Origin of the sequence: Listeria costaricensis (assembly GCF_900183385.1) — a bacterium.
Classification (GTDB): Bacteria; Bacillota; Bacilli; order Lactobacillales; family Listeriaceae; genus Listeria; species Listeria costaricensis.
In genome coordinates this window covers 494,000-513,470 of the sequence record NZ_FXUT01000001.1, presented here as the reverse complement: position 1 = coordinate 513,470, position 19,471 = coordinate 494,000, and the positions used below count along the sequence as shown (strand labels likewise).

Below are 19,471 nucleotides of genomic sequence, written 5' to 3'. Positions count from 1 at the left end.
GAATGGTTACAGCGATTTTAGGTTTACTTTTAGTAGTTGGGACAGTTTTTGCGATTTATTTGATAAAGGATTTAGTGGCCCATCGAGGCGATTGGGGAAAAGAAAACGTTTGGGTGGCTGGGATTGTCGGATTTATTACAGACTTTCTTGATGCGCTCGGAATCGGCTCGTTTGCCACGACAACACTTGGTTTTAAAATTACCCGTTTTCTAAAAAATGACGAACTGCTGCCGGGAACACTGAATGCCGGACATGCGATTCCGGTAATTGTTGAGGCCTTTCTTTTTATTACAGTTGTAGAAGTAGACCCGGTTACGCTTGTTTCGATGGTGCTTGCGGCAATGGTCGGCTCTTTTATTGGGGCGCGGACGGTTTCCAAACTGCCTGAAAAGAAAATTCAAGCGGCGATGGGGATTGCCCTGGCGATTACGGCTGTTCTGATGGCGCTTCAACAGTTGCAGCTTCTTGATTTGTTAGGAAAAGGCAACAAGGCGATGGGACTTAGCGGCGGATTGCTTGTTGTGGCGATTGTCGGCAACTTTATCCTAGGCGCTTTGATGACGGCAGGTGTGGGACTTTATGCACCTTGTATGGCGATGGTTTTCATGCTGGGACTGAATCCGCTAGTGGCATTCCCAATCATGATGACTTCCTGCTCGGCGCTGATGCCTGTTGCGAGTCTTGAATTTATCAAACATGACCGGTATTCCAAAAAGGGCGTGATTGGTTTGACAATCGGTGGGATCCTAGGGGTCATCGTGGCCGTTCAGTTTGTGAAAAGTATGGATTTGACGGTCCTTACTTGGATCATTATTGCGGTGGTTGTCTACACATCCATCACCATGCTGATTTCTGGTTTCCGCAAAACGGATCCGAAAACCGTGTCCGAATAAAACATCAAAAGGGAGACGGAGCGTTCCGTTTCCCTTTGTTTACAACTACTGACAGCTGGGGGCATTTTATGGCAGTCAATGGGGAAGAATGAGCGCAGGACCGTTTTCGGTATTCTGTGGGGCATTCTTCAAGCGACACTTTTCATTATGGGCGGGTCAGAGCTCAAAGTGAGTGTCAAATAAAGAGGCATGTGAAAAGTTGCGATGAAAGGAACTGATTGAAAAATGAGCAAGGATTTGATTATTTGTGGCGGTTGTAATGCCAAAATGGGTGTAGATGTGCTTTCCGGGCTTTTGAAAAATATCCAACAGCCGAAAAGTGACCAGCTACTGGTTGGGTTTGACCATGCGGATGATGCGGCGGTGATTCGTTTAACGGAGGAGCTGGCTTTGATTCAAACGGTCGACTTTTTTCCTGCAATGGTGGCCGATCCCTATCATTTCGGACGGATTGCGGCTTGTAATGCACTGAGCGATGTCTATGCCATGGGTGGCCAGCCGATCACAGCACTCAATTTGGTGTGCTATCCGGAAGAGCAGCCGTTAGACCCACTTGAAGCAATATTAAAAGGCGGGATGGATATATTGCTTGAGGCGGGTGTGATTTTGGCAGGGGGGCACTCGATCCATGATCCGAAAATCAAATATGGGCTTTCAGTCAGCGGCACGATCCATCCGGCAGCCATTTTGACAAATCGAGGGGCTGAGCTTGATGATCGGCTCGTTTTGACGAAGCCACTTGGGACAGGCTTGATCACAACTGGCTACAGTGTGGGCGAGGTGGAGGAGGCTGATTTTGCCGCAGCGCTTAATTCGATGGAAACGTTGAATAAAGCAGCCTCAGAAGCGGCGCGTGATTTCCACGTGCATGCGATGACGGATGTAACGGGTTTTGGGCTGCTGGGACATTTAAGTGAGATGATCGCTGAGGAGCAAAGTGTGGAGCTGACCGCTGCCAATATTCCGATTTTGTCCGGTGCTAAAGAAGCGGCGGCGCATTTTCTCGGGACAGCGGGCGGTCAGCGAAATCGGAATCATCTGCAAGAAGTGGTCGATTTTCAGGAAGCTGATTTTGCCTTGGAGGAAGTGCTATTTGACCCGCAAACATCGGGCGGATTGCTCATCGCTTTGCCAAAAACGGATGCCGAACAGCTGTGTCTAAAACTGCAGCAGCAAGGCTTGACCGCCCAGATAATTGGGCGCTTTACGGAAAAAGCGGCTCACTCGATCACGATTCGATAAGGAGGAAGACGAGATGAAAATGATTGATGCGATGGGAAAAGCCTGTCCGCTGCCTGTCATTCAAACACGCAAGGCTTTAAAGGAAACGACAGAAACATTATGCGTAGAAGTGGACAATGAAATCGCGACACAAAATCTGACGAAAATGGCTGAACAGCTCGGGCTCTCGGCACAAACTAAAAAAGTGGCTGAGCGGCATTATCAGGTGACGATTGCCCGGACAGAAGGCGATGCAGCAAATGAAGTTGCACCGGTTGAAACAGAAGAGGTACTGCTGCCTAAAATCGTGGTGATTGGAAGTGACCAGATGGGCAGTGGCGACACGGAATTGGGCGAGACACTTTTGCGGAATTTTCTCTTTGCTTGTAGTGAGCAAGAGGCATTCCCGACGGCAATACTTTTTTATAATCGCGGGGCATTTTTGACAACTGCTCGGTCAAAGAGTCTGCAAGATTTGCAAAAAATGGCTGCTGCCGGCACTTGGATTGCGACCTGTGGCATCTGTCTGGATTTTTATGGGCTAACTGAGGAACTGGCAGTGGGTGAAATTACCAATATGTACCGGATTGTAGAGCTGATGCAGCAGTATCCGGTTATTGAACCGTAGAGGTGAAGGAAAATGACATTTCTGATCAGCTTTCCTTCTACAAAATTTGCGTTAAAAGCTGAAACGGCTTTTCAAAAACAGTTTGCAGATAGTCGCTTGATACCGCTGCCGGTCAAAATTTCAGCCAGTTGCGGATTGGCACTTCTTGCAGAAACAGAAGATCAACCAGCTGTCTCTCATCTCGCCGAGAAATTTTCCGGGGTTGTCTACCTGAAAACAGAGAGCGAGTACCGGCAGCTGGAAGATTGAAAGGAGTTAATCGATGAAAAGAATCGTGATCGGAACCGCCGGGCATGTCGATCATGGCAAGACGACGCTAATTCGCGCGCTGACCGGAATGGAAACAGATACGACAAAGGAAGAAAAAAAACGGGGGCTCTCGATTGATCTGGGGTTTGCCTATTTTGAACTCCCAAGTGGTCGAATGGCTGGAATTGTGGATGTGCCCGGGCATGAACGCTTTATGAAAAATATGCTGGCCGGAGCACAGGGGGTGGAGCTCGTTCTGCTCGTGATTGATGCGCAGGAGGGGGTCATGCCGCAGACGAAAGAACATGCCGCCATTTTAGAACTGCTTGGCGTGGAAAATTTTATTATTGTGGTTACAAAATGTGGGCTGGTTGACGAGGAAATGCGGGAACTGGTGGAGCTTGATATTCGTGAACAGCTGGCGAGTGGCTTTTTGGAAACGGCACCGCTATTATTTGTGGACGCGGTTGAACGGATTGGCTTGGAGCCGCTTGTTGAAAAAATCGACCAGTTGACAACGGAATTGCCAGAGCAGAATACCGCCCTATTTCCTTACATGCCAATTGATCGGGCTTTTACGGTCAAAGGCTTTGGTACGGTTGTCACGGGCACACTTTTGCAGGGCGAAATCCATACCGGCGAGGAACTAATGCTGTATCCGGCTTGTCAGAAAGTCAAGGTTAGAAATATTCAGATCCATGAAGAAAATGTTTCACAAACAAGCGCAGGAATGCGGACGGCTTTAAACATCACAGGTGTGAAAGCGGCAGAATTGAAACGCGGCTGCACACTGGCGCCATCTGATCAGCTCGAGGTCAGCTGGATGCTGGATGTGGAGCTAAATTTGCTTCAAAATGCACCGGAAAGTCTGGTTTTGTGGGATCGGGTTCGTCTTTATATCGGTACGAGTGAAGTCATGGCGCGGGCCGTTCCGATCGGTCAAGAAGAAATCGCCCCGGGAGAAACCGGCTTCGTGCAGCTCAGATTGGAAGAACAGGTGGCCGTCAAGAAGAACGATGCGTTTATTATTCGTAACTATTCACCGATGTATACGCTTGGTGGTGGCCGGGTGATCGATCCCCATCCTGCTAAACACAAACGTTTTCATGAGGACGTCGTGACTGCACTCGAAACGCAAGCGAGCAGCAGTACCGTTGTGGTGATTGCGGCCTTTTTGAATAAGCGGCGCGAAGTATTTTCAGAAGAAGCGGCCATCAGTCAGTACATTGGCAAAACGCCTGAGGAAACGAAACCTTATTTGCAGGAGCTAGAAGCGACTCAGGCACTCGTGAAAATTGGCGATAAATACACGACGTTCGAGCGGTTTGCGCAATTAAGTGATCGATTGGAAGAGATACTGATGCGCTATCATAAACGCTACCGGCTTCGTTATGGGATGCCGAAAGCGGAACTCTTTGAAAAAGCGGGGATTGAAATTCCGATCAAGCAATTGGAAGCGTGCTTGGCGTGGCTGGCTGAGTCTGGCAAGCTTCGGATGGAACGCGATCAAATCCAGTCAGCTTCATATGAAATCAAATTGAACCCTTATCAGGAAAAAGAACGGCAGCAAATCGAAGCGGCTCTAATGCAGGACGGTTTTACACCTAGAAGTGTCGAAGAATTGACGGCTGGGCAGGAGAATCTGCTTGAAATGGTTGCCTATTTGACGGGTAGCAGTCTTGTCAGGCTGGATCACGAATTTGTTATTGCGCGCGACTATTATGAAAAAGCGATCACCATCAGTCAGACATGTATCGCCGCACATGGCAAAATGACGCTGGCTGATTTTCGCGATCTAACCGGGTCGAGTCGCCGCTATGCGATGCTAATTTTAGAAACGCTCGACAAGGAAGGGATAACCAAGCGGGTGGAAAATTATCGTGTGCTTGGCTGAAAGGAGAACGAGATGATCTATTTGGACAATGCCTCAACGACACTTGTCAAGCCGAAAGAAGTGGCCGAAGCAGTGTTTGAAGCGATTGCTGGGCAAACGATCGGCAATCCGACAAGGGCGGGACATGCGGCCAGTTTGCGGGGACTCCATGCAGTCACGGCGGTGCGCGAGGCTGTCAAAGCTTATTTTTCAGCGGATGACGAGGAAATGGAGACCGTTTTTACGAAAAATGCGACGGAAGCTGCCAACATTTTGCTGAAAGGTTTTTTGCGGCCGGGGGACCATATCATCACCACTGAAATGGAACACAATGCGATTTTGCGACCGCTCTATCATTTGCAGCAGCAGGGTGTGGAGCTGACCATTTTGCCGCTCGACTCTGAAACTGGCAGGGCATCGGTCGAACAGTTTCGGGCTGCCATTCGTCCTGGTGTGACGCGAGCAATTGTTACAAGCCATGCCTCCAATGTGACAGGATGTCGGAATGACTTGCAGACGCTGGGCGCGCTTTGTACCGCCTATGAGCTGGCATTTTTTGTCGATGTCGCCCAAACAGCAGGTATCGAGCCGATCGACATGGGGCAGATGAAGATGGATGCGCTGATTTTTACCGGGCATAAATCGCTATATGGGCCACAGGGAAGCGGTGGACTTGTGCTGCGTGAATCTCTTGCAAGCCAGATTGAGCCGCTTTTGGATGGTGGAACGGGTGTCTTTTCGCAAGCGGAAACGATGCCGTCGCAACTTCCGGAACATTTGGAAGCCGGGACACTCAGCACGCCTAGTATTATCGGGCTGGGAGCTGGTCTGGCCTATTTAGAGACACATCCTCAAGCTGGAAAAAGGGCCAAACAAGCCGCCGGAAAGTTTTATCAGGCGCTAGCAGACGAACCAGGTGTTCATTTCTATGGGTATGATAAAGCCGCAGCACCCAGTCTTGTCAGTCTGAATATTGGCAGTCTGGATTCCAATGAGGTCGCTTGCCAGTTGATGGCAGAATATGGGATTGCTTGTCGAGGGGGACTGCACTGTGCCCCACTGATCCACCGGCATTATGGAACCGAGCAGCAGGGAATGGTCCGTTTCAGCTTTTCCAGTTTTACCACACCGGAAGAAATCGAGCAGGCGGTAGGTGCGGTTCGCCAGCTTGCACAAAAAAGAACAAAGGAGGAAGCAGAATGAAGCAGAAAATTCAGGTTCCGGCTATTCATACACTTTTACATACGCCGGAAGCTGCCCGTTTGCTGCAAGAATTTCCACGAGAACTCGTGACAGATGCGTTGCGCTTTGCCGTCAAAAAAGAACGCGAACAGCAGATGCAGCAGATAGAAAAGGAGCCGGCAACCACTACAGCTCTTTGTGCGGCGGCCTCGGCTTTACTTCAAAAAGATTATTCGGCCAGTTGTCGAAAAGTGATCAATGCGACAGGGACAATTCTGCATACCAACTTAGGGCGGGCGAAATTGAGCTTGGCCGTGCAGGAGCAGCTCTATGATGCGGCCTTTGAGTTTACCAACGTGGAATATGATCTTGAAAGCGGTAGACGGGGTTCGCGTTACCAGCATCTCGAAAAACTACTGACCAAACTGACCGGAGCAGAAAGTGCGCTGATCGTCAATAACAATGCAGCGGCAGTCCTGCTGCTACTTGCGACCTTTTGCCGCCAAAAAGAGGTGATCGTCTCGCGCGGGGAACTGGTCGAAATTGGCGGTTCCTTTCGTATTCCGGAAATCATGCAGCTGGGCGGTGCAGTGCTCAGGGAAGTCGGGACAACGAATAAGACGCACTTAGCCGACTATGAACAAGCGTTTGATCCGGAAAAAACGAGTGCCTTTCTAAAAGTGCATACCAGTAATTTTCATATTGAGGGGTTTACAGAAAGCGTTTCGATCCAGCAACTACGCCCGTTAGCAGATGAATGTCAAGTGCCGCTTTTTTATGATATGGGGAGCGGAATTTTGGTAAACCTGGAAAAATATGGCATTCAGCATGAAGAAACTGTCCAGGAGGCTCTGGCGGCGGGAGCGGATATTGTGACATTCAGCGGGGACAAGCTTTTGGGTGGCCCACAGGCAGGCGTAATCGTGGGCAAAAAAACGTTCATTGATGCGCTTAAAAAGAATCAGCTGACCCGTGCGCTACGTGTCGACAAGATGACGATTGCGGCGCTAGAGGGAACGCTTCGACTTTATTTGGATGAACAGGAAATCAGTGAAAAGCTACCTTTTTATCGGATGCTATCGACACCGGTTGAAGCACTTCAGGAAAAAGCTTCTTATTTAAAAGACGAATTGGCTGGCTTGGCGGAGCTTCATAGTGAAGTCAAAGAAAGTATCGCGCAAATTGGCGGCGGCTCAATGCCGGATGTTAAGCTTCCTACCTTTGTTGTGGCAGTTCGACCGCAGGCTTTTGGTGTTCAAAATTTGGAAGTCGCCCTTCGGAAACTCGAAATTCCGATTATCGTGCGTGTTCAGCAGGATGAGCTACTTTTTGATATGCGAACGGTTGAAAAAGAGGAAATCCTACTAATCGCCCAATCGATTCGGCAGATTCTGACAGGGAAGGAGGACTAAGATGGAAATTCTTCAGACAGTGGAAGTCAAATATCAACAGGTTTCGACCAATCGACAAGTGGATCTTTTGGCGGTACTGCAAAAAACGGCTGAAACGGGCATTTGCAAGTATGCCGCAGACGACTATTTTCAAATTCATGAAGACGAATTTGCCGTTTATTTTCTTCATGTAATCGGGCGCAATCAGCAACTTTTAGCAGAGGCCGCCGTGATTTTGAAAACAGGTTCGCTACTATCTTTGGAGGAAATGCGTCGTGTTTATCACCTCAATAAGTTTCATGTGCTAACAGACGAGCTGGCAAAAAATGCCTCCTTATTTCCAGCTTGGCGCAAAGAAAAGCTACAGGAGATCTTTGGGCCATCCTTTGACGGCTTTTATCAACAGACAATCATCGGCGAGGAGCTACCAAAGCTTCGGTTTGAGTTGGAGGAAGAGTTACCATTTACGCCTGAAAAATGGCCTAACCGGTTTACCAACTGGTACACAAATTGGCGAATCGGGGAGAAATTTCATCATCAGGAAGCCGGATTTACTCTTTACGAACAGCCTCTTCAAGGTGAGCACAGCACAGATTGGCGATATGACAAAGTCTATCGGTTCTAAAGCGACAATTCAGCAGAAAAGAAGCTGAACTGTCGCTTTCTGTATTTGTCAAACAGGCGCGAGGATTGCTATAATAAGTCTTGTTAGTAAGCCTGTTAGAGAGGTTCATAAGAAAGAAGGAGGATAAAGCATGTATGAAATTGGTCAAAAAGTCAAAGCGGCACGCATCGAAAAGAAGCTGACACTCAAAGAGCTTGGCGATCAGGTAGATCTGTCTGCCGGATATCTGTCACAGTTTGAAAGAGGCATGCGAACCGTTTCCGTCGAAGCGCTCATCAAAATGGCGGGCTTTTTAGATAGAGATATTCAGTATTTTTTTGAAAATAAGCATCCATCGGGCAAACATATTCTGAAGACGCATGAGCAAGCCGTTTTGCATGCAGATCATGAAAAAATCATCCGTAATCTTTCGGCAGACGAAGGAGAAAAATGGATGATACCTCGAATTTTAGAAATTTTTCCGCATCAATCCGGTGAGCAAGTTATTCTGCAAAAATTAACAGGCGAAGTGTTCCTTTATGTGCTAGCAGGGGCGCCGAATATTGAGCTTGATTATCAGGTTTATCTACTTACACCCGGTGACACCGCCCATTTTGAGGCAGCTTCTTTAAAGGGCATTCGAAATGATACGGCACAAACCGTCAAGTTGTTACTCGTCCATCAGCGAGAGTCAGAAGCAGAGGCAATTTGAATACCGTCCACATGGATGAGAAGTCCATTTATACTTTTTCACCTCTTTTTTGTTTATGGCGATTGGTCTGAACAGAAAAGAGGTTTTCATTTTGTCAGGCTGGAAGTATAATGAAGAAGAATGCAGGAAAGGCGAAGGTGAAGAAGATGGCGGGCAAAGATCATGCCTTTATTATCCAAACGGCCCTACTTACAGGCAAGCTGCTGCTGGAAAACGGTGCGGAGATTTCGCGTGTGGAGGATACGATGGAACGGGTGATTCGTAAAAGTTTAGGGACAGATCAAAGGAAAAGCTATTATACCTATGTGACACTTACGGGTGTATTTGTGAAAACCAACCTGGAGGACAGCAGTTTTTTGCGTATCGATACAAGAGGCTACAACTTGGAAAAAATCGTAGCTGTCAATCAAATTTCGCGGGATTATCAGGCCGACTTGCTGACGCTTGAGGAAATGGAATCAAAATTACAGGAGCTCGCCCAAAAAGAAGAGCGCTATCCAATGTGGAAACAGCTTTTCTTTACCGCACTTCTCAGTGGGTCCATCGTATTGATTTTTGGCGGTCACCTGGAAGATTTGCCGAGTAGCATGACGGCTGGCGTTCTGGCCTACTACCTTTTTCAAAAATTATCCAGCATTGCCGACTATCCGTTCATTCTCGAATTTGTGTCTACTTTTATCGGCTGTTTCGCAGGCTTTGTGCTGTTTCATTTTATTGGTCAGGATATTAATATGACGATGATCGGGACAGTTATTCCGCTCGTGCCGGGAATTGGTGTGACCAATGCCATTCGAGATCTCATGAGCCGGCACTATTTGTCTGGGATCATTCGCCTATTTGAAAGTTTATTTATTGCAGCGGCGCTCGGGTGCGGTGTGGCACTAGTCTTTTTATTATTCCATGTTTAGGAGGTCGGGAGGATGCTGTTCGATTTAATCTATCATTTTATTTTTAGTTTTCTCGCCTCGATTTCTTTTGGGATATTATGTCGGATTCCGAAAGAGACAGTGGTGGCCGGAGGGATTGTCGGGGCTTCCGGATGGATCGGCTACTGGCTGCTTAGTACGCATGGCTACAATGTTTTTGTCACAAGTTTTGTCTGTTCGTTGATTTTAAGCACGCTCAGTTACTTCTATAGTTATTGGCGAAAATATCCATCGACCGTCTTCTTTATTCCCGGTCTTGTGCCAGTCGTTCCGGGGATTACTTTCTATGAAGTTTTTAAAGAGCTTTTTACGGGGGACAAGGTGGCTGCGGCTGCTAGTTTTTTCGATGTGATCTCCTCTGCCGTTGCGCTTGCTTGCGGAATCACGATTGGAAACATGCTCTTTCTTTTAGTCAAACAGCTTTTCAGTAAAACGTTCAACCGGCAAAAAATCGAAACAAAATGATTTTAATCAAGCTCTCATGTAAACCTCAGCTTTTTTTCGGATTCGCGCGTTAAAATAAAGAAAATCAAGATTGAAGAAGGTGCGCAGCATGAAAAAAGTTCTGCTGATTTGTTTCATTGCGAGTCTCTGTTTCTTTATTCCGGTACATACGCTGGCAGCAGAAACACCTGCAAGTGAAACAGTTCCGGCTAATATTCAGCTTCCAACAATGGGAGACACGAATCCGCTTATTCCGATGGCGCTAGGTACATTCTGTGTGGCTGTCAGTATGCATATGTTAAAAGGTCGTAAAACGCGCAGCAGGTAACCACTTGCTGTTTTTTTATGGGGAAAATTTGACGCGGGAGACGATTCAGCGTATATATAAAGAAGAGCGAACGGAAGATTTAGGGAGGGAATATGTGTGAAATATGAATGGCGGAAACAAGAGAAGAATTTGTATTTACCGAGCCAACAACCTGTATTTTTAGAGGTACCAACACTTAAGTATCTCACCATCAAAGGAGAAGGCGATCCAAACGGCGAGGCGTTTACTGAAAAAACCGGCGCGCTTTATGCACTCTCATATGCTATTCGGATGATGCCGAAAAAAGGACTGACGCCACCCGGCTATTTTGAATATACCGTCTATCCGCTTGAAGGCGAGTGGAGTACCAAGCAGCGAGATGAAAAGCCACTTGATAAATCTCAATTCACCTATACGATTATGATTCGCCAACCGGATTTTGTAACGTCGGCTGTTTTTGAAGAAGCAAAACGACTGGCTGCTAAAAAGGTAGAGCCTGCCCTGCTTGAGGCGGTCAAACTTGAAGAACGAACGGAAGGGGCCGTCATCCAAATCCTACATGTCGGCAGCTATGATTCGGAACCAGCAAGCTTTGAAAAAATGGCAGATTTTGCTGAGCGGGAAGGCTACGTGCGACTTTCAAAAGATCATAAAGAAATCTATTTGAGCGATCCTCGTAAAACCGCACTGGACAAATTGAAAACAGTCTTGCGCGTTCAGGTAAAAGAAAGCTTTGCCAGCGCGGAATAAGTATGCTAAAATAGAAGCACTTGAAACGAAAAGAGGTGGAAATGATGTTGGGAAAAAATGACACGAGACAAAACAAACGAATAGGCCAAGTTTTGACAACTGATTGCAACCAACATCTTCCGCTTCTTTTGGACGGAAAAAGATAAATGGTTAGCCCGTAGTCAAGATGTTCTTGGCTGCGGTTTTTTTGTCTCTAATACACCTAGGATAGAACGGAAAAGAGAGGGATTACATGTTAACCATTCAAGGAAAATACAATGAAGCCAAAGTTTTTACCGACCAGCTGGATGACAGTACGATCGGGCAAATCATGGCGCTGACGAACTATGCCTTTTTAAAGGACAGCACGATTCGCATTATGCCAGACACGCATAGCGGCAAAGGCTGTGTAATCGGAACCACCATTTCAAAGTCAGATAAGGTCGTCCCAAGCCTTGTCGGCGTTGATATTGGCTGTGGCATCCATGTGACCAAGCTAAGCAAGGCAAAGTTGAAAACCCCATTTGACAAATTAGACCGGATCATCAGGGAGCGGATTCCAAGCGGCCATGACACCTTTATGAAACCGATTGCCACCATGACCACGGAGCATTTTTATGCGGACATTCGCCGCGACTGGGCAGCAAGAAGCCTTGGTACGCTTGGATCGGGCAACCATTTTATCGAAGTGGCAGAAGGCAAGCAGGCACTCTATCTGGTCATTCACAGCGGCAGCCGGATTTTGGGCAAAGACGTGGCTGAATTCCACCAAGAAGTCGCTTATGAAAAACTCGACCTGCTGCGAAAAGAACTAAAAGAAGCCGAACGATCCGCCAGAAAGAAAGGAAACATGGAGCGGGCCGCTAAACTCGGACAGCTCCGTGAAGAAAACAAGCTACCATATGAGGCCTCCTATTTAGAAAATGAACCACTGCAGGCCTATCTGCATGACATGTCACTGGCTCAGCAATTTGCTGCCCAAAACCGTGCGACCATGGCGGCTATAATCTTGAAAGCAATGAAATGGGAGAAGAATGTGGTTGAAACGTTCGACTGTGTGCATAATTTTATTGATTTAGATACAGGCATGGTTCGGAAAGGGGCGACTTCTGCCCAGCAGGGTGAACGGCTGATCGTACCGCTGAATATGCGGGATGGCAGCATCCTTGGTGTCGGAAAAGGCAATCCAGAATGGAACTATTCGGCCCCGCATGGTGCAGGTCGCTTGCTCAGCCGCTCGAAAGCCAAGCAGGCCATCAGTTTGGAGGGCTATCAGCGGGCGATGAAGGGGATTTATACCACCTCAGTATCCAAAAAAACACTGGACGAGGCACCAGCTGCTTATAAACCGGCGAAACTACTAATGGAAGAAATTCACGAAACCATGACGATTGAAGAGATCATTCGTCCCGTTTACAATTTTAAAGGCTGATAGAGGGAGCGGGTTTTACACCTGCTCTCTTTTGCTTGAAAAAAGGGAATGGCTAGACAAACCCGTGTGAAACCAGTATTCTAGAGAGTGAGAAAGTCTTCGGAGGAAAAAGAAATGAACCCGTTAGTAAGTGTGATTGTCCCCATTTACCAGACAGAAAAATATTTAAAACGCTGTCTAGACTCCATTTTGAACCAGACGTATCCACATTTGGAGATCCTGCTCATCAATGACGGCTCACCAGGCGATCCGCAAAAAATTCTTGCAGCCTATGCGGACCCGCGAATTCGCTATATCGAGCAGCCGAATGGCGGTCAGGCCAGCGCCCGAAATAAAGGACTTGACCTGATGACCGGCGACTATGTAATCATGGTTGACAGCGACGACTATATCGCGCCGGAACTGGTCGCCACTTGTCTGCAGCACGTCGAACGAGAACAGGCGGATCTGGTTATTTTTACTTCTTATAACCTAAACGAACAAGGCGATCAGCAATATATTCCGCGGAATAGCGGTTATTTTTTAACAGATGCCGGAACAGTTCCTTGGAATAAATTTTACCGGGCGGATTTGTGGACAGGTCTGCGTTTTCCGACAGGTTATTGGTTTGAAGATTTGGGCATTGTGCCAGTCGTAGCACTAAGAGCATCACGCCCTGTCAAAATTAGCGAGGCGCTTTATTTCTATATCGTAGACCGCAAAGATTCCCAAACCAACCAACAGGATGGCGCGCGCTTTTTGGACGTCATTCCCATGCTTGAAAATGTGAAAACCGAGCTTGAGAAATTAGGCCTTTTGAAAAATAATGAAACAGAATTGGAACGTTTATATTTGGAGCATTTAGTCTACCGGACGATTTTACGCAAAATTATTTACCTAACATCAAAGAAGGAACGAAAAGCGCTGTTGAAAAAAATCAAACAGGAGATGGATCAGTCGTTTCCAAACTGGCGGCAAGCAGATTATCAGGCCGGGACGGGTCTCACAGCCAAACTGAAAAAATGGGCCGTTCGCTTCTATTTGAATGGACATTTACTGATTGGCGACTGGCTGTGGAAAGTGCCATTTGAAGCACGCAGAAAGAAAACCGGTTTTTAAGGAGTTTTAAAAATGAAAATTAGTATCATTATCCCTGCTTATAATGTAGAGGAATATATCGAGGCGTGCATTCAGTCCGTCTTTGCGGAAAAGTATTCGGAAAAAGAAGTCATCGTTGTCAATGACGGCTCCACCGATCGAACCGCTGAAAAACTGGCGCTGTTGGAGACGAAATTTCCATTCCAACTGATCACACAGGAAAATGCCGGTTTATCAGCCGCCAGAAATCGCGGTGTAGCCGCATCAACAGGCGACTATATTGGTTTTCTCGACAGTGACGATGTGGTTTTGGACAGCATGTATCAGCACATGATGGCATCACTTGAAAACGGCCCAGCCGATGTGATCACCATTGGTGTCGACCGTTTAAATACAAAAGGCCGCTACCCGTCCGTCCTGCATCAACGTTATATGAAACAAGAAAAACGGGGAACCACACTGGAAGAGACACCCGAGCTGCTTTATGACACGACCGTTTGGAACAAATTATTCAAACGCACATTTTGGGAGGCCAATGACCTGCACTTTGAGATAGGCCGTACCTATGAGGATATTCCGGTGGCTCTTACCGCGCTGATCAAAGCCGAACAAATCCACGTTTTACCAGAGGTTGGCTATCTTTGGCGTGCTCGTTCAAGCGGCAAATCCATCACCCAGCAACGCAACCGGCCAAAACTCGCGATCGATCGCCTCCATGCCCTCCGACTTGTCGACCAGGTTTTTCAAGAGGTGCCAGCAAGCCGCAGTCTACAGGAACACAAGCAAGTGAAGTTTCTGGAAATCGATTTATTTTCTTTAATCGAGTGGCTGTTTTCCGCAAAAGAGCCGGATCGCTCAGAAATTCAGCAGGAAGTCATCCGTTACATGGAAGCGGCCATGGATGCAGACGAAATCCATGCTTTATCTAAAAGAAAACAAGCCATGTATCAGAGCCTGCTCCAAAGGAATGAACTTGCTTTCAAATGGCACAGCTACTGTTATTTCATCGGCAAGGCGATAAAAAAATTACACTGATTTCAGGCAGGCTCCCCGTCGAGTCTGTCTTTTTTTGGGTTGACAAAAAATACTAATGTAACTATAATGGTTACAAAGGAGTGACAAGAAATGGCCATTTCAACTCGCTTTAGTGTCGCTGTCCACACGCTGGTACTGATTGATATGAATCGTGAAAAGCCGCTAACCTCAGAGTTCATCGCCGGCAGTGTCGGAACCAATCCGGTTGTGATTCGGCGGATTATGAGTCAGCTAAAAAAAGCGGGACTAATCTATTCAGCGCCTGGCATCACAGAGACACGCTTGCTTAAAGAAGCAGATAGCATCACGCTGTTGGAAGTTTATCGAGCTGTCAGTGCCGATACCGCACTTTTTGATCTGCACCAGCATCCCAATCCGGCTTGCCTAGTCGGAGCCAACATTCAGGATTCGCTCGACGAAATTTTCCAAGCAGCCACACGCAAGATGGAAGAAGAGTTAGCAGCTGTCAGCATTGCAGATGTTGCAGCAGACATTCTAAAAAAGAGCAAGGCATGAATTTCGTGCCTTGTAAAAAAATCAATCATTTGTAACTAATTCTGTTACGAACAAGGAGGGAAAACCATGAAAATCGCCATTATAGGTGCAACAGGAAAAGCAGGTCATTTAATTTTAGAAGAAGCATTGGCACGTGGAAATCACGAAGTAACAGCCATTGTCCGCAACCGGGCAAAATTAGGCGAGACTACCGCCAAAGTGATGGAGAAAGATCTTTTTGACCTAGAAGAAAGCGATCTAATCGGACAGGATATCGTCATTGATGCCTTTAACGCACCCGCTGGAAAAGAAGAACTGCATGTGGCGTCACTCGCTCATTTGACAACCCTATTAGAAGGTCATCCTGAGGTGCGCCTCTTAATCGTTGGTGGAGCAGGCAGTCTGTATGTTGATCAAGAGGAGACGATTCGTGTGATGGACACGCCTGATTTTCCAGCAGCCTTTCTTCCAACCGCCTCTAATATGGGCAAAGCATTCGACACATTGCGACAAAATCAGCAACTAAACTGGACCTACTTAAGCCCCGCTGCATTCTTTAACTATGAAGGAGAACGGACAGGGACTTATCAGACAGGCGGCAATCAACTACGTGTAAATGCTGCCGGTCAAAGTGAAATCAGCTATGCCGACTATGCGATCGCGATGATAGATGAAGCTGAAAAAGGAGAACATATTCGAGCACGTTTTTCCGTTGTCAGTCAATAATTTTTCACGTATCAATAAAAACGACAGACCAAATATTTTCAAACTTTGTTCTATAGTTGGGGAGATGGCTATTTGGGTCATCTCTTTTAATTGGATAAAAAGGCGGCGACGGATTGCATTTCCGGTTAAAGTGACGTATGCTAGTTGAAAGGGAAACAAAGAGAGAAAGGCGTGACCCGTACTGAAAAAAAAGAGAAGACTGACGAAACAGCAGCGGAAAAAGCGTATTCTCGCGATTTCAGGCATACTCGTTTTACTGATTTCGCTTGGAATAATCGCAGCATTTATTCGTGAAGCCTATCTAATTGCAACCGCTCCTGAGCCAGCTTTTAAGTCCAAAGAAGAGAATTTTATTAATCAGCTTTCCAAGCATGCACAGGAGATCCAGCAAGAGGAAGGAATTTTAACAAGTATTACACTTGCACAAGCCATTCTGGAATCAGATTGGGGCGAAAGTGATCTTGCACAAGAAGCGAATAATTTGTTTGGCGTGAAGGCAAGCGGGGATGTGCCGAAAGTCAATATGAAAACAAAAGAATATGTAGACGGCAAATGGATCGAAATACAGGCTGATTTTCGCAAGTACGATGACTGGAATGCATCACTTGATGATCATGCCGAGCTTTTTATCAATGGCACTTCTTGGGATAAAGATAAGTATAAACCCGTCATTGAAGCGTCCGGATATGAAGAAGCGGCACAGGCCCTTGTAACAGCCGGCTATGCCACGGATCCAGATTATGCCTATAAGCTCATAGATCTGATTGAGCAATACGATTTGGCCATCTATGATAAAATTGACGAAAAGCTGCTTTCTACAAGGAAGATCTCTGCTTATGGAGAAGTGAAAGATGGCGCAAATGAAACCGTCTGGTCGGAGCCTTATGGATTGGTTGGGGCACAAAAAGTGGAAAAAATCAGCTATTATGCGCGCGATGATCTACAATTAATCGCCGAAGCAAAAACAACTGACGCCACTTGGTATCAATTTGCTGTCGATGGAAAAACCATTGGCTGGGTCAAAAGTGATCAGATTGTCCGCCAATAAGCACATAAAAAGAACGAAATCTTTGTCTTATTATTAGGTAAAAAGACATGTTTCGTTCTTTTTTTCATGCTTTTTCAGAAAAAAATCAGTCCTGAGTTTGCCTAGAAAATCCAATACTTACGCACATTTCGTTACAATCGATACATAAATGTAATATAGATTACGGGAAAGTTTTGATAGAATGAAATGGTTGCTGAAAGAACACGTGTTTTGATTAAAACATGAAACTCTCAAAGTAAAAGGATGTGCAAAACTCATTATGTGGCAACTTGCGAAGAAGCACTTGATTAAAGTGGGGCTATTCGGTTTTTCAATCTCCATCATCTTTGTTCCTGTCAATGTAAGAGCAGCTGAAACAACCAGCCTAACTTCAGAACAAGCATCGTTTATTAATGAAATTGCGCCTCACGCACAAAAAGTAGAGCAGGAAAATGGTATTCTTGCCAGCATTACGATTTCTCAAGCGATTTTAGAATCCGATTGGGGAAAAAGCGAGCTTGCAACCAAAGGGCATAATCTTTTTGGGATTAAAGGGAATTATCAAGGACAATCAATTCATATGACGACCAGAGAGCATAGTGGAGACGGCTGGTTTGAAACGTCTGCTGATTTTCGTGCCTATCCCAGCTGGTATGAATCCCTCAGCGATCATGCCCAGTTATTTATAGAAGGACCCACTTGGAATAAAAATCTCTATGCAGGGATTCTTGGCGAAAAAGATTATCACAAAGCTGCTGAGGCACTTGGACAAACAGGCTATTCCTCCGACCCTTATTATGCAGCCAAATTGATCGAGCTGATTGATAATTTTGATCTGGCGCGTTTTGATATGCCTCAAAATGAAAAAATTCATCAATCTGTACGACATGCCGTTGGGGAAGTCATAGAGGATGCGCCCATTCAAATATGGAGTGAGCCTGCTGGAACCACTGGTGCTTATGAAAAGGCTGAACTTTCAGATGCCAAGGGTGACAAACTGGCCATCACGGCTATGGCAGGAGTGAGCGGTTCAACAGAAAAATGGTATCAGATTCAGCTTGAAACCGGTTTGACTGGCTGGGTGCATAAGAGCGCCGTTAAACAGCTCTACCAAATCGATGAAACGCATCCATTCACAACAACAACGAGTGCAACCAATCCCAAACCAGCCATAGGTCAAATGGCGGTGGGACAGGACAGCTTCAAGCATCCGTATGTGATTGGCGAACATCACACGACAGATGCGCGTATGAATAAACCCATTTCGATCAGTTTAATTGTATCATTATAAATAGATTTCAGATTATGAGACAGAAGATTGCGAAAAGTGCTTGCTTTGCAGTCTTCTGTTTTTAGCATCTATTCGTGCTTTTTCTGACTTTTCTGCTATACTACTAAATGTAGAGGTTTTTAAGCATGTAAGGAGGAGTAAAGGAATGGATGAAACATTAAAAATGCTAAAAGATTTAACAGACGCAAAAGGCATCGCGGGAAATGAACGAGCAGTTCGTCAAACTTTTGATGCGTATATCAAACCGTTTGCAGATGAAATCGCACAAGATGGACTAGGAAGTTCCGTTGCGAAAAAAGTCGGCGATGCAGAGGGACCTAAAGTGATGATTACAGGCCATCTTGATGAGGTCGGCTTTATGGTTTCACAAATTGATGACAAAGGCTTTATCAAATTCCAAACGGTTGGAGGCTGGGTTCCCCATGTGATGCTCTCGCAAAAAGTCACCATTGTGACGCGTAAAGGCGATGAGATTACGGGTGTGATTGGTTCTAAGCCGCCACATATTATGACCGCCGCAGAACGCCAAAAATCAATTGCCATCAAAGACATGTTTATTGATATTGGTGTGGCAGACAAAGAAGAAGCAGAACAGGCAGGCGTTCGACCAGGCGATATGATTGTGCCCGCATTTGATTTCACTGTGATGCATAATGAAAAGTATCTGCTTGCAAAAGCATGGGATAATCGAATTGGCCTTGCAATCGCTATCGAAGTATTGAAAAACCTTCAAAAAGAAAACCATCCGAATACGGTTTACGGGGTGGGTGCCGTGCAGGAAGAAGTGGGCCTTCGTGGTTCTAAGACAGCGGCTCATTTTGTCAATCCGGATATTGGTTTTGCTGTAGATGTTGGCATTGCTGGAGATACACCAGGGATTTCAGCTACAGAAGCGCAAAGCAAAATGGGTAAGGGACCGCAAATCGTCATTTATGATGCTTCCATGGTCAGCCATCCAGGCCTGCGTAACTTTGTCACAGATGTAGCAGATGAGCTAGGCATACCTTATCAATTCGAGGCCATACCGAATGGCGGTACAGATGCAGGATCCATGCACCTTTCTGGTGACGGGGTACCATCTTTGCCAATCACGATCGCGACACGTTATATCCATTCGCATTCGTCCATTCTTCACCGGGACGATTTCGAGTATGCCGTACAATTGATTACAGAAGTAGTAAAACGGTTAGATAAGGAAACGGTAGCCAAGATCAAAGCAGGCGAATAAG

21 protein-coding genes are annotated in these 19,471 nt (G+C 46.3%); all 21 read left to right on the top strand.

Annotated features, from left to right (window positions below):
• Positions 1-2: 2 nt before the first annotated feature.
• The 21 genes from CS921_RS02550 (at position 3) to CS921_RS02450 (ending at position 19,470) form a co-directional block, all read left to right on the top strand.
• Positions 3-893 (top strand): sulfite exporter TauE/SafE family protein, encoded by an 891-nt coding sequence (locus CS921_RS02550; protein WP_099221464.1) that lies wholly within the window; start codon positions 3-5, stop codon positions 891-893.
• Between the two features lie 225 nt (positions 894-1,118).
• Positions 1,119-2,135 (top strand): selenide, water dikinase SelD, encoded by a 1,017-nt coding sequence (selD, locus tag CS921_RS02545; protein ID WP_162921666.1) that lies wholly within the window; start codon positions 1,119-1,121, stop codon positions 2,133-2,135.
• A 13-nt stretch (positions 2,136-2,148) separates the two neighbouring features.
• Positions 2,149-2,742, top strand: coding sequence for a sulfurtransferase-like selenium metabolism protein YedF (gene yedF / locus CS921_RS02540; RefSeq protein ID WP_099221463.1), 594 nt, complete (start codon positions 2,149-2,151; stop codon positions 2,740-2,742).
• 12 nt (positions 2,743-2,754) lie between these two features.
• The gene (locus CS921_RS02535) at positions 2,755-2,991 is read left to right on the top strand and encodes a putative Se/S carrier protein (RefSeq protein WP_099221462.1); all 237 of its coding nucleotides are present in this window, start codon (positions 2,755-2,757) and stop codon (positions 2,989-2,991) included.
• A gap of 13 nt (positions 2,992-3,004) precedes the next feature.
• Entirely contained in the window at positions 3,005-4,885 is a 1,881-nt protein-coding gene (gene selB / locus CS921_RS02530; protein ID WP_099221461.1) for a selenocysteine-specific translation elongation factor, read from the top strand.
• A gap of 12 nt (positions 4,886-4,897) precedes the next feature.
• Positions 4,898-6,067: an aminotransferase class V-fold PLP-dependent enzyme gene (locus tag CS921_RS02525; RefSeq protein ID WP_099221460.1), complete on the top strand. Its 1,170-nt coding sequence runs from the start codon at positions 4,898-4,900 to the stop codon at positions 6,065-6,067.
• Positions 6,064-7,458: an L-seryl-tRNA(Sec) selenium transferase gene (gene selA / locus CS921_RS02520; protein WP_099221459.1), complete on the top strand. Its 1,395-nt coding sequence runs from the start codon at positions 6,064-6,066 to the stop codon at positions 7,456-7,458. The genes CS921_RS02525 and selA overlap by 4 nt, the downstream gene beginning before the upstream one ends.
• 1 nt (position 7,459) lies before the next feature.
• Positions 7,460-8,062, top strand: a complete 603-nt coding sequence (locus CS921_RS02515) for a hypothetical protein (protein ID WP_099221458.1) — start codon at positions 7,460-7,462, stop codon at positions 8,060-8,062.
• Between the two features lie 130 nt (positions 8,063-8,192).
• On the top strand, positions 8,193-8,753 hold the full coding sequence (locus tag CS921_RS02510) for a helix-turn-helix domain-containing protein (protein ID WP_099221457.1): 561 nt from the start codon (positions 8,193-8,195) through the stop codon (positions 8,751-8,753).
• Between the two features lie 110 nt (positions 8,754-8,863).
• Positions 8,864-9,661, top strand: coding sequence for a threonine/serine exporter family protein (locus CS921_RS02505; protein WP_240422285.1), 798 nt, complete (start codon positions 8,864-8,866; stop codon positions 9,659-9,661).
• Positions 9,662-9,673: 12 nt separating this feature from the next.
• Positions 9,674-10,144 carry a threonine/serine exporter family protein gene (locus CS921_RS02500; RefSeq protein ID WP_099221456.1) on the top strand — a complete coding sequence of 157 codons (471 nt, stop codon included), beginning with the start codon at positions 9,674-9,676 and terminating at the stop codon, positions 10,142-10,144.
• An 88-nt stretch (positions 10,145-10,232) separates the two neighbouring features.
• Positions 10,233-10,451: a hypothetical protein gene (locus CS921_RS02495; protein WP_099221455.1), complete on the top strand. Its 219-nt coding sequence runs from the start codon at positions 10,233-10,235 to the stop codon at positions 10,449-10,451.
• Between the two features lie 96 nt (positions 10,452-10,547).
• On the top strand, positions 10,548-11,180 hold the full coding sequence (locus tag CS921_RS02490) for a GyrI-like domain-containing protein (RefSeq protein WP_099221454.1): 633 nt from the start codon (positions 10,548-10,550) through the stop codon (positions 11,178-11,180).
• A 232-nt stretch (positions 11,181-11,412) separates the two neighbouring features.
• A complete protein-coding gene (locus CS921_RS02485; RefSeq protein ID WP_099221453.1) occupies positions 11,413-12,591 on the top strand; it encodes an RtcB family protein in 1,179 nt (392 codons plus the stop codon).
• Between the two features lie 114 nt (positions 12,592-12,705).
• Entirely contained in the window at positions 12,706-13,689 is a 984-nt protein-coding gene (locus CS921_RS02480) for a glycosyltransferase family 2 protein (protein ID WP_099221452.1), read from the top strand.
• 12 nt (positions 13,690-13,701) lie between these two features.
• A complete protein-coding gene (locus CS921_RS02475) occupies positions 13,702-14,703 on the top strand; it encodes a glycosyltransferase family 2 protein (protein WP_099221451.1) in 1,002 nt (333 codons plus the stop codon).
• 90 nt (positions 14,704-14,793) lie between these two features.
• Entirely contained in the window at positions 14,794-15,219 is a 426-nt protein-coding gene (locus CS921_RS02470) for an Rrf2 family transcriptional regulator (protein ID WP_099221450.1), read from the top strand.
• 66 nt (positions 15,220-15,285) lie between these two features.
• On the top strand, positions 15,286-15,924 hold the full coding sequence (locus tag CS921_RS02465; RefSeq protein WP_099221449.1) for an NAD(P)-dependent oxidoreductase: 639 nt from the start codon (positions 15,286-15,288) through the stop codon (positions 15,922-15,924).
• Positions 15,925-16,105: 181 nt separating this feature from the next.
• Positions 16,106-16,972: a glucosaminidase domain-containing protein gene (locus CS921_RS02460; RefSeq protein WP_476738459.1), complete on the top strand. Its 867-nt coding sequence runs from the start codon at positions 16,106-16,108 to the stop codon at positions 16,970-16,972.
• Positions 16,973-17,231: 259 nt separating this feature from the next.
• On the top strand, positions 17,232-18,242 hold the full coding sequence (locus CS921_RS02455) for a glucosaminidase domain-containing protein (protein WP_099221447.1): 1,011 nt from the start codon (positions 17,232-17,234) through the stop codon (positions 18,240-18,242).
• 145 nt (positions 18,243-18,387) lie between these two features.
• Positions 18,388-19,470: a M42 family metallopeptidase gene (locus CS921_RS02450; protein ID WP_099221446.1), complete on the top strand. Its 1,083-nt coding sequence runs from the start codon at positions 18,388-18,390 to the stop codon at positions 19,468-19,470.
• The last annotated feature ends 1 nt before the right edge of the window (position 19,471 follow it).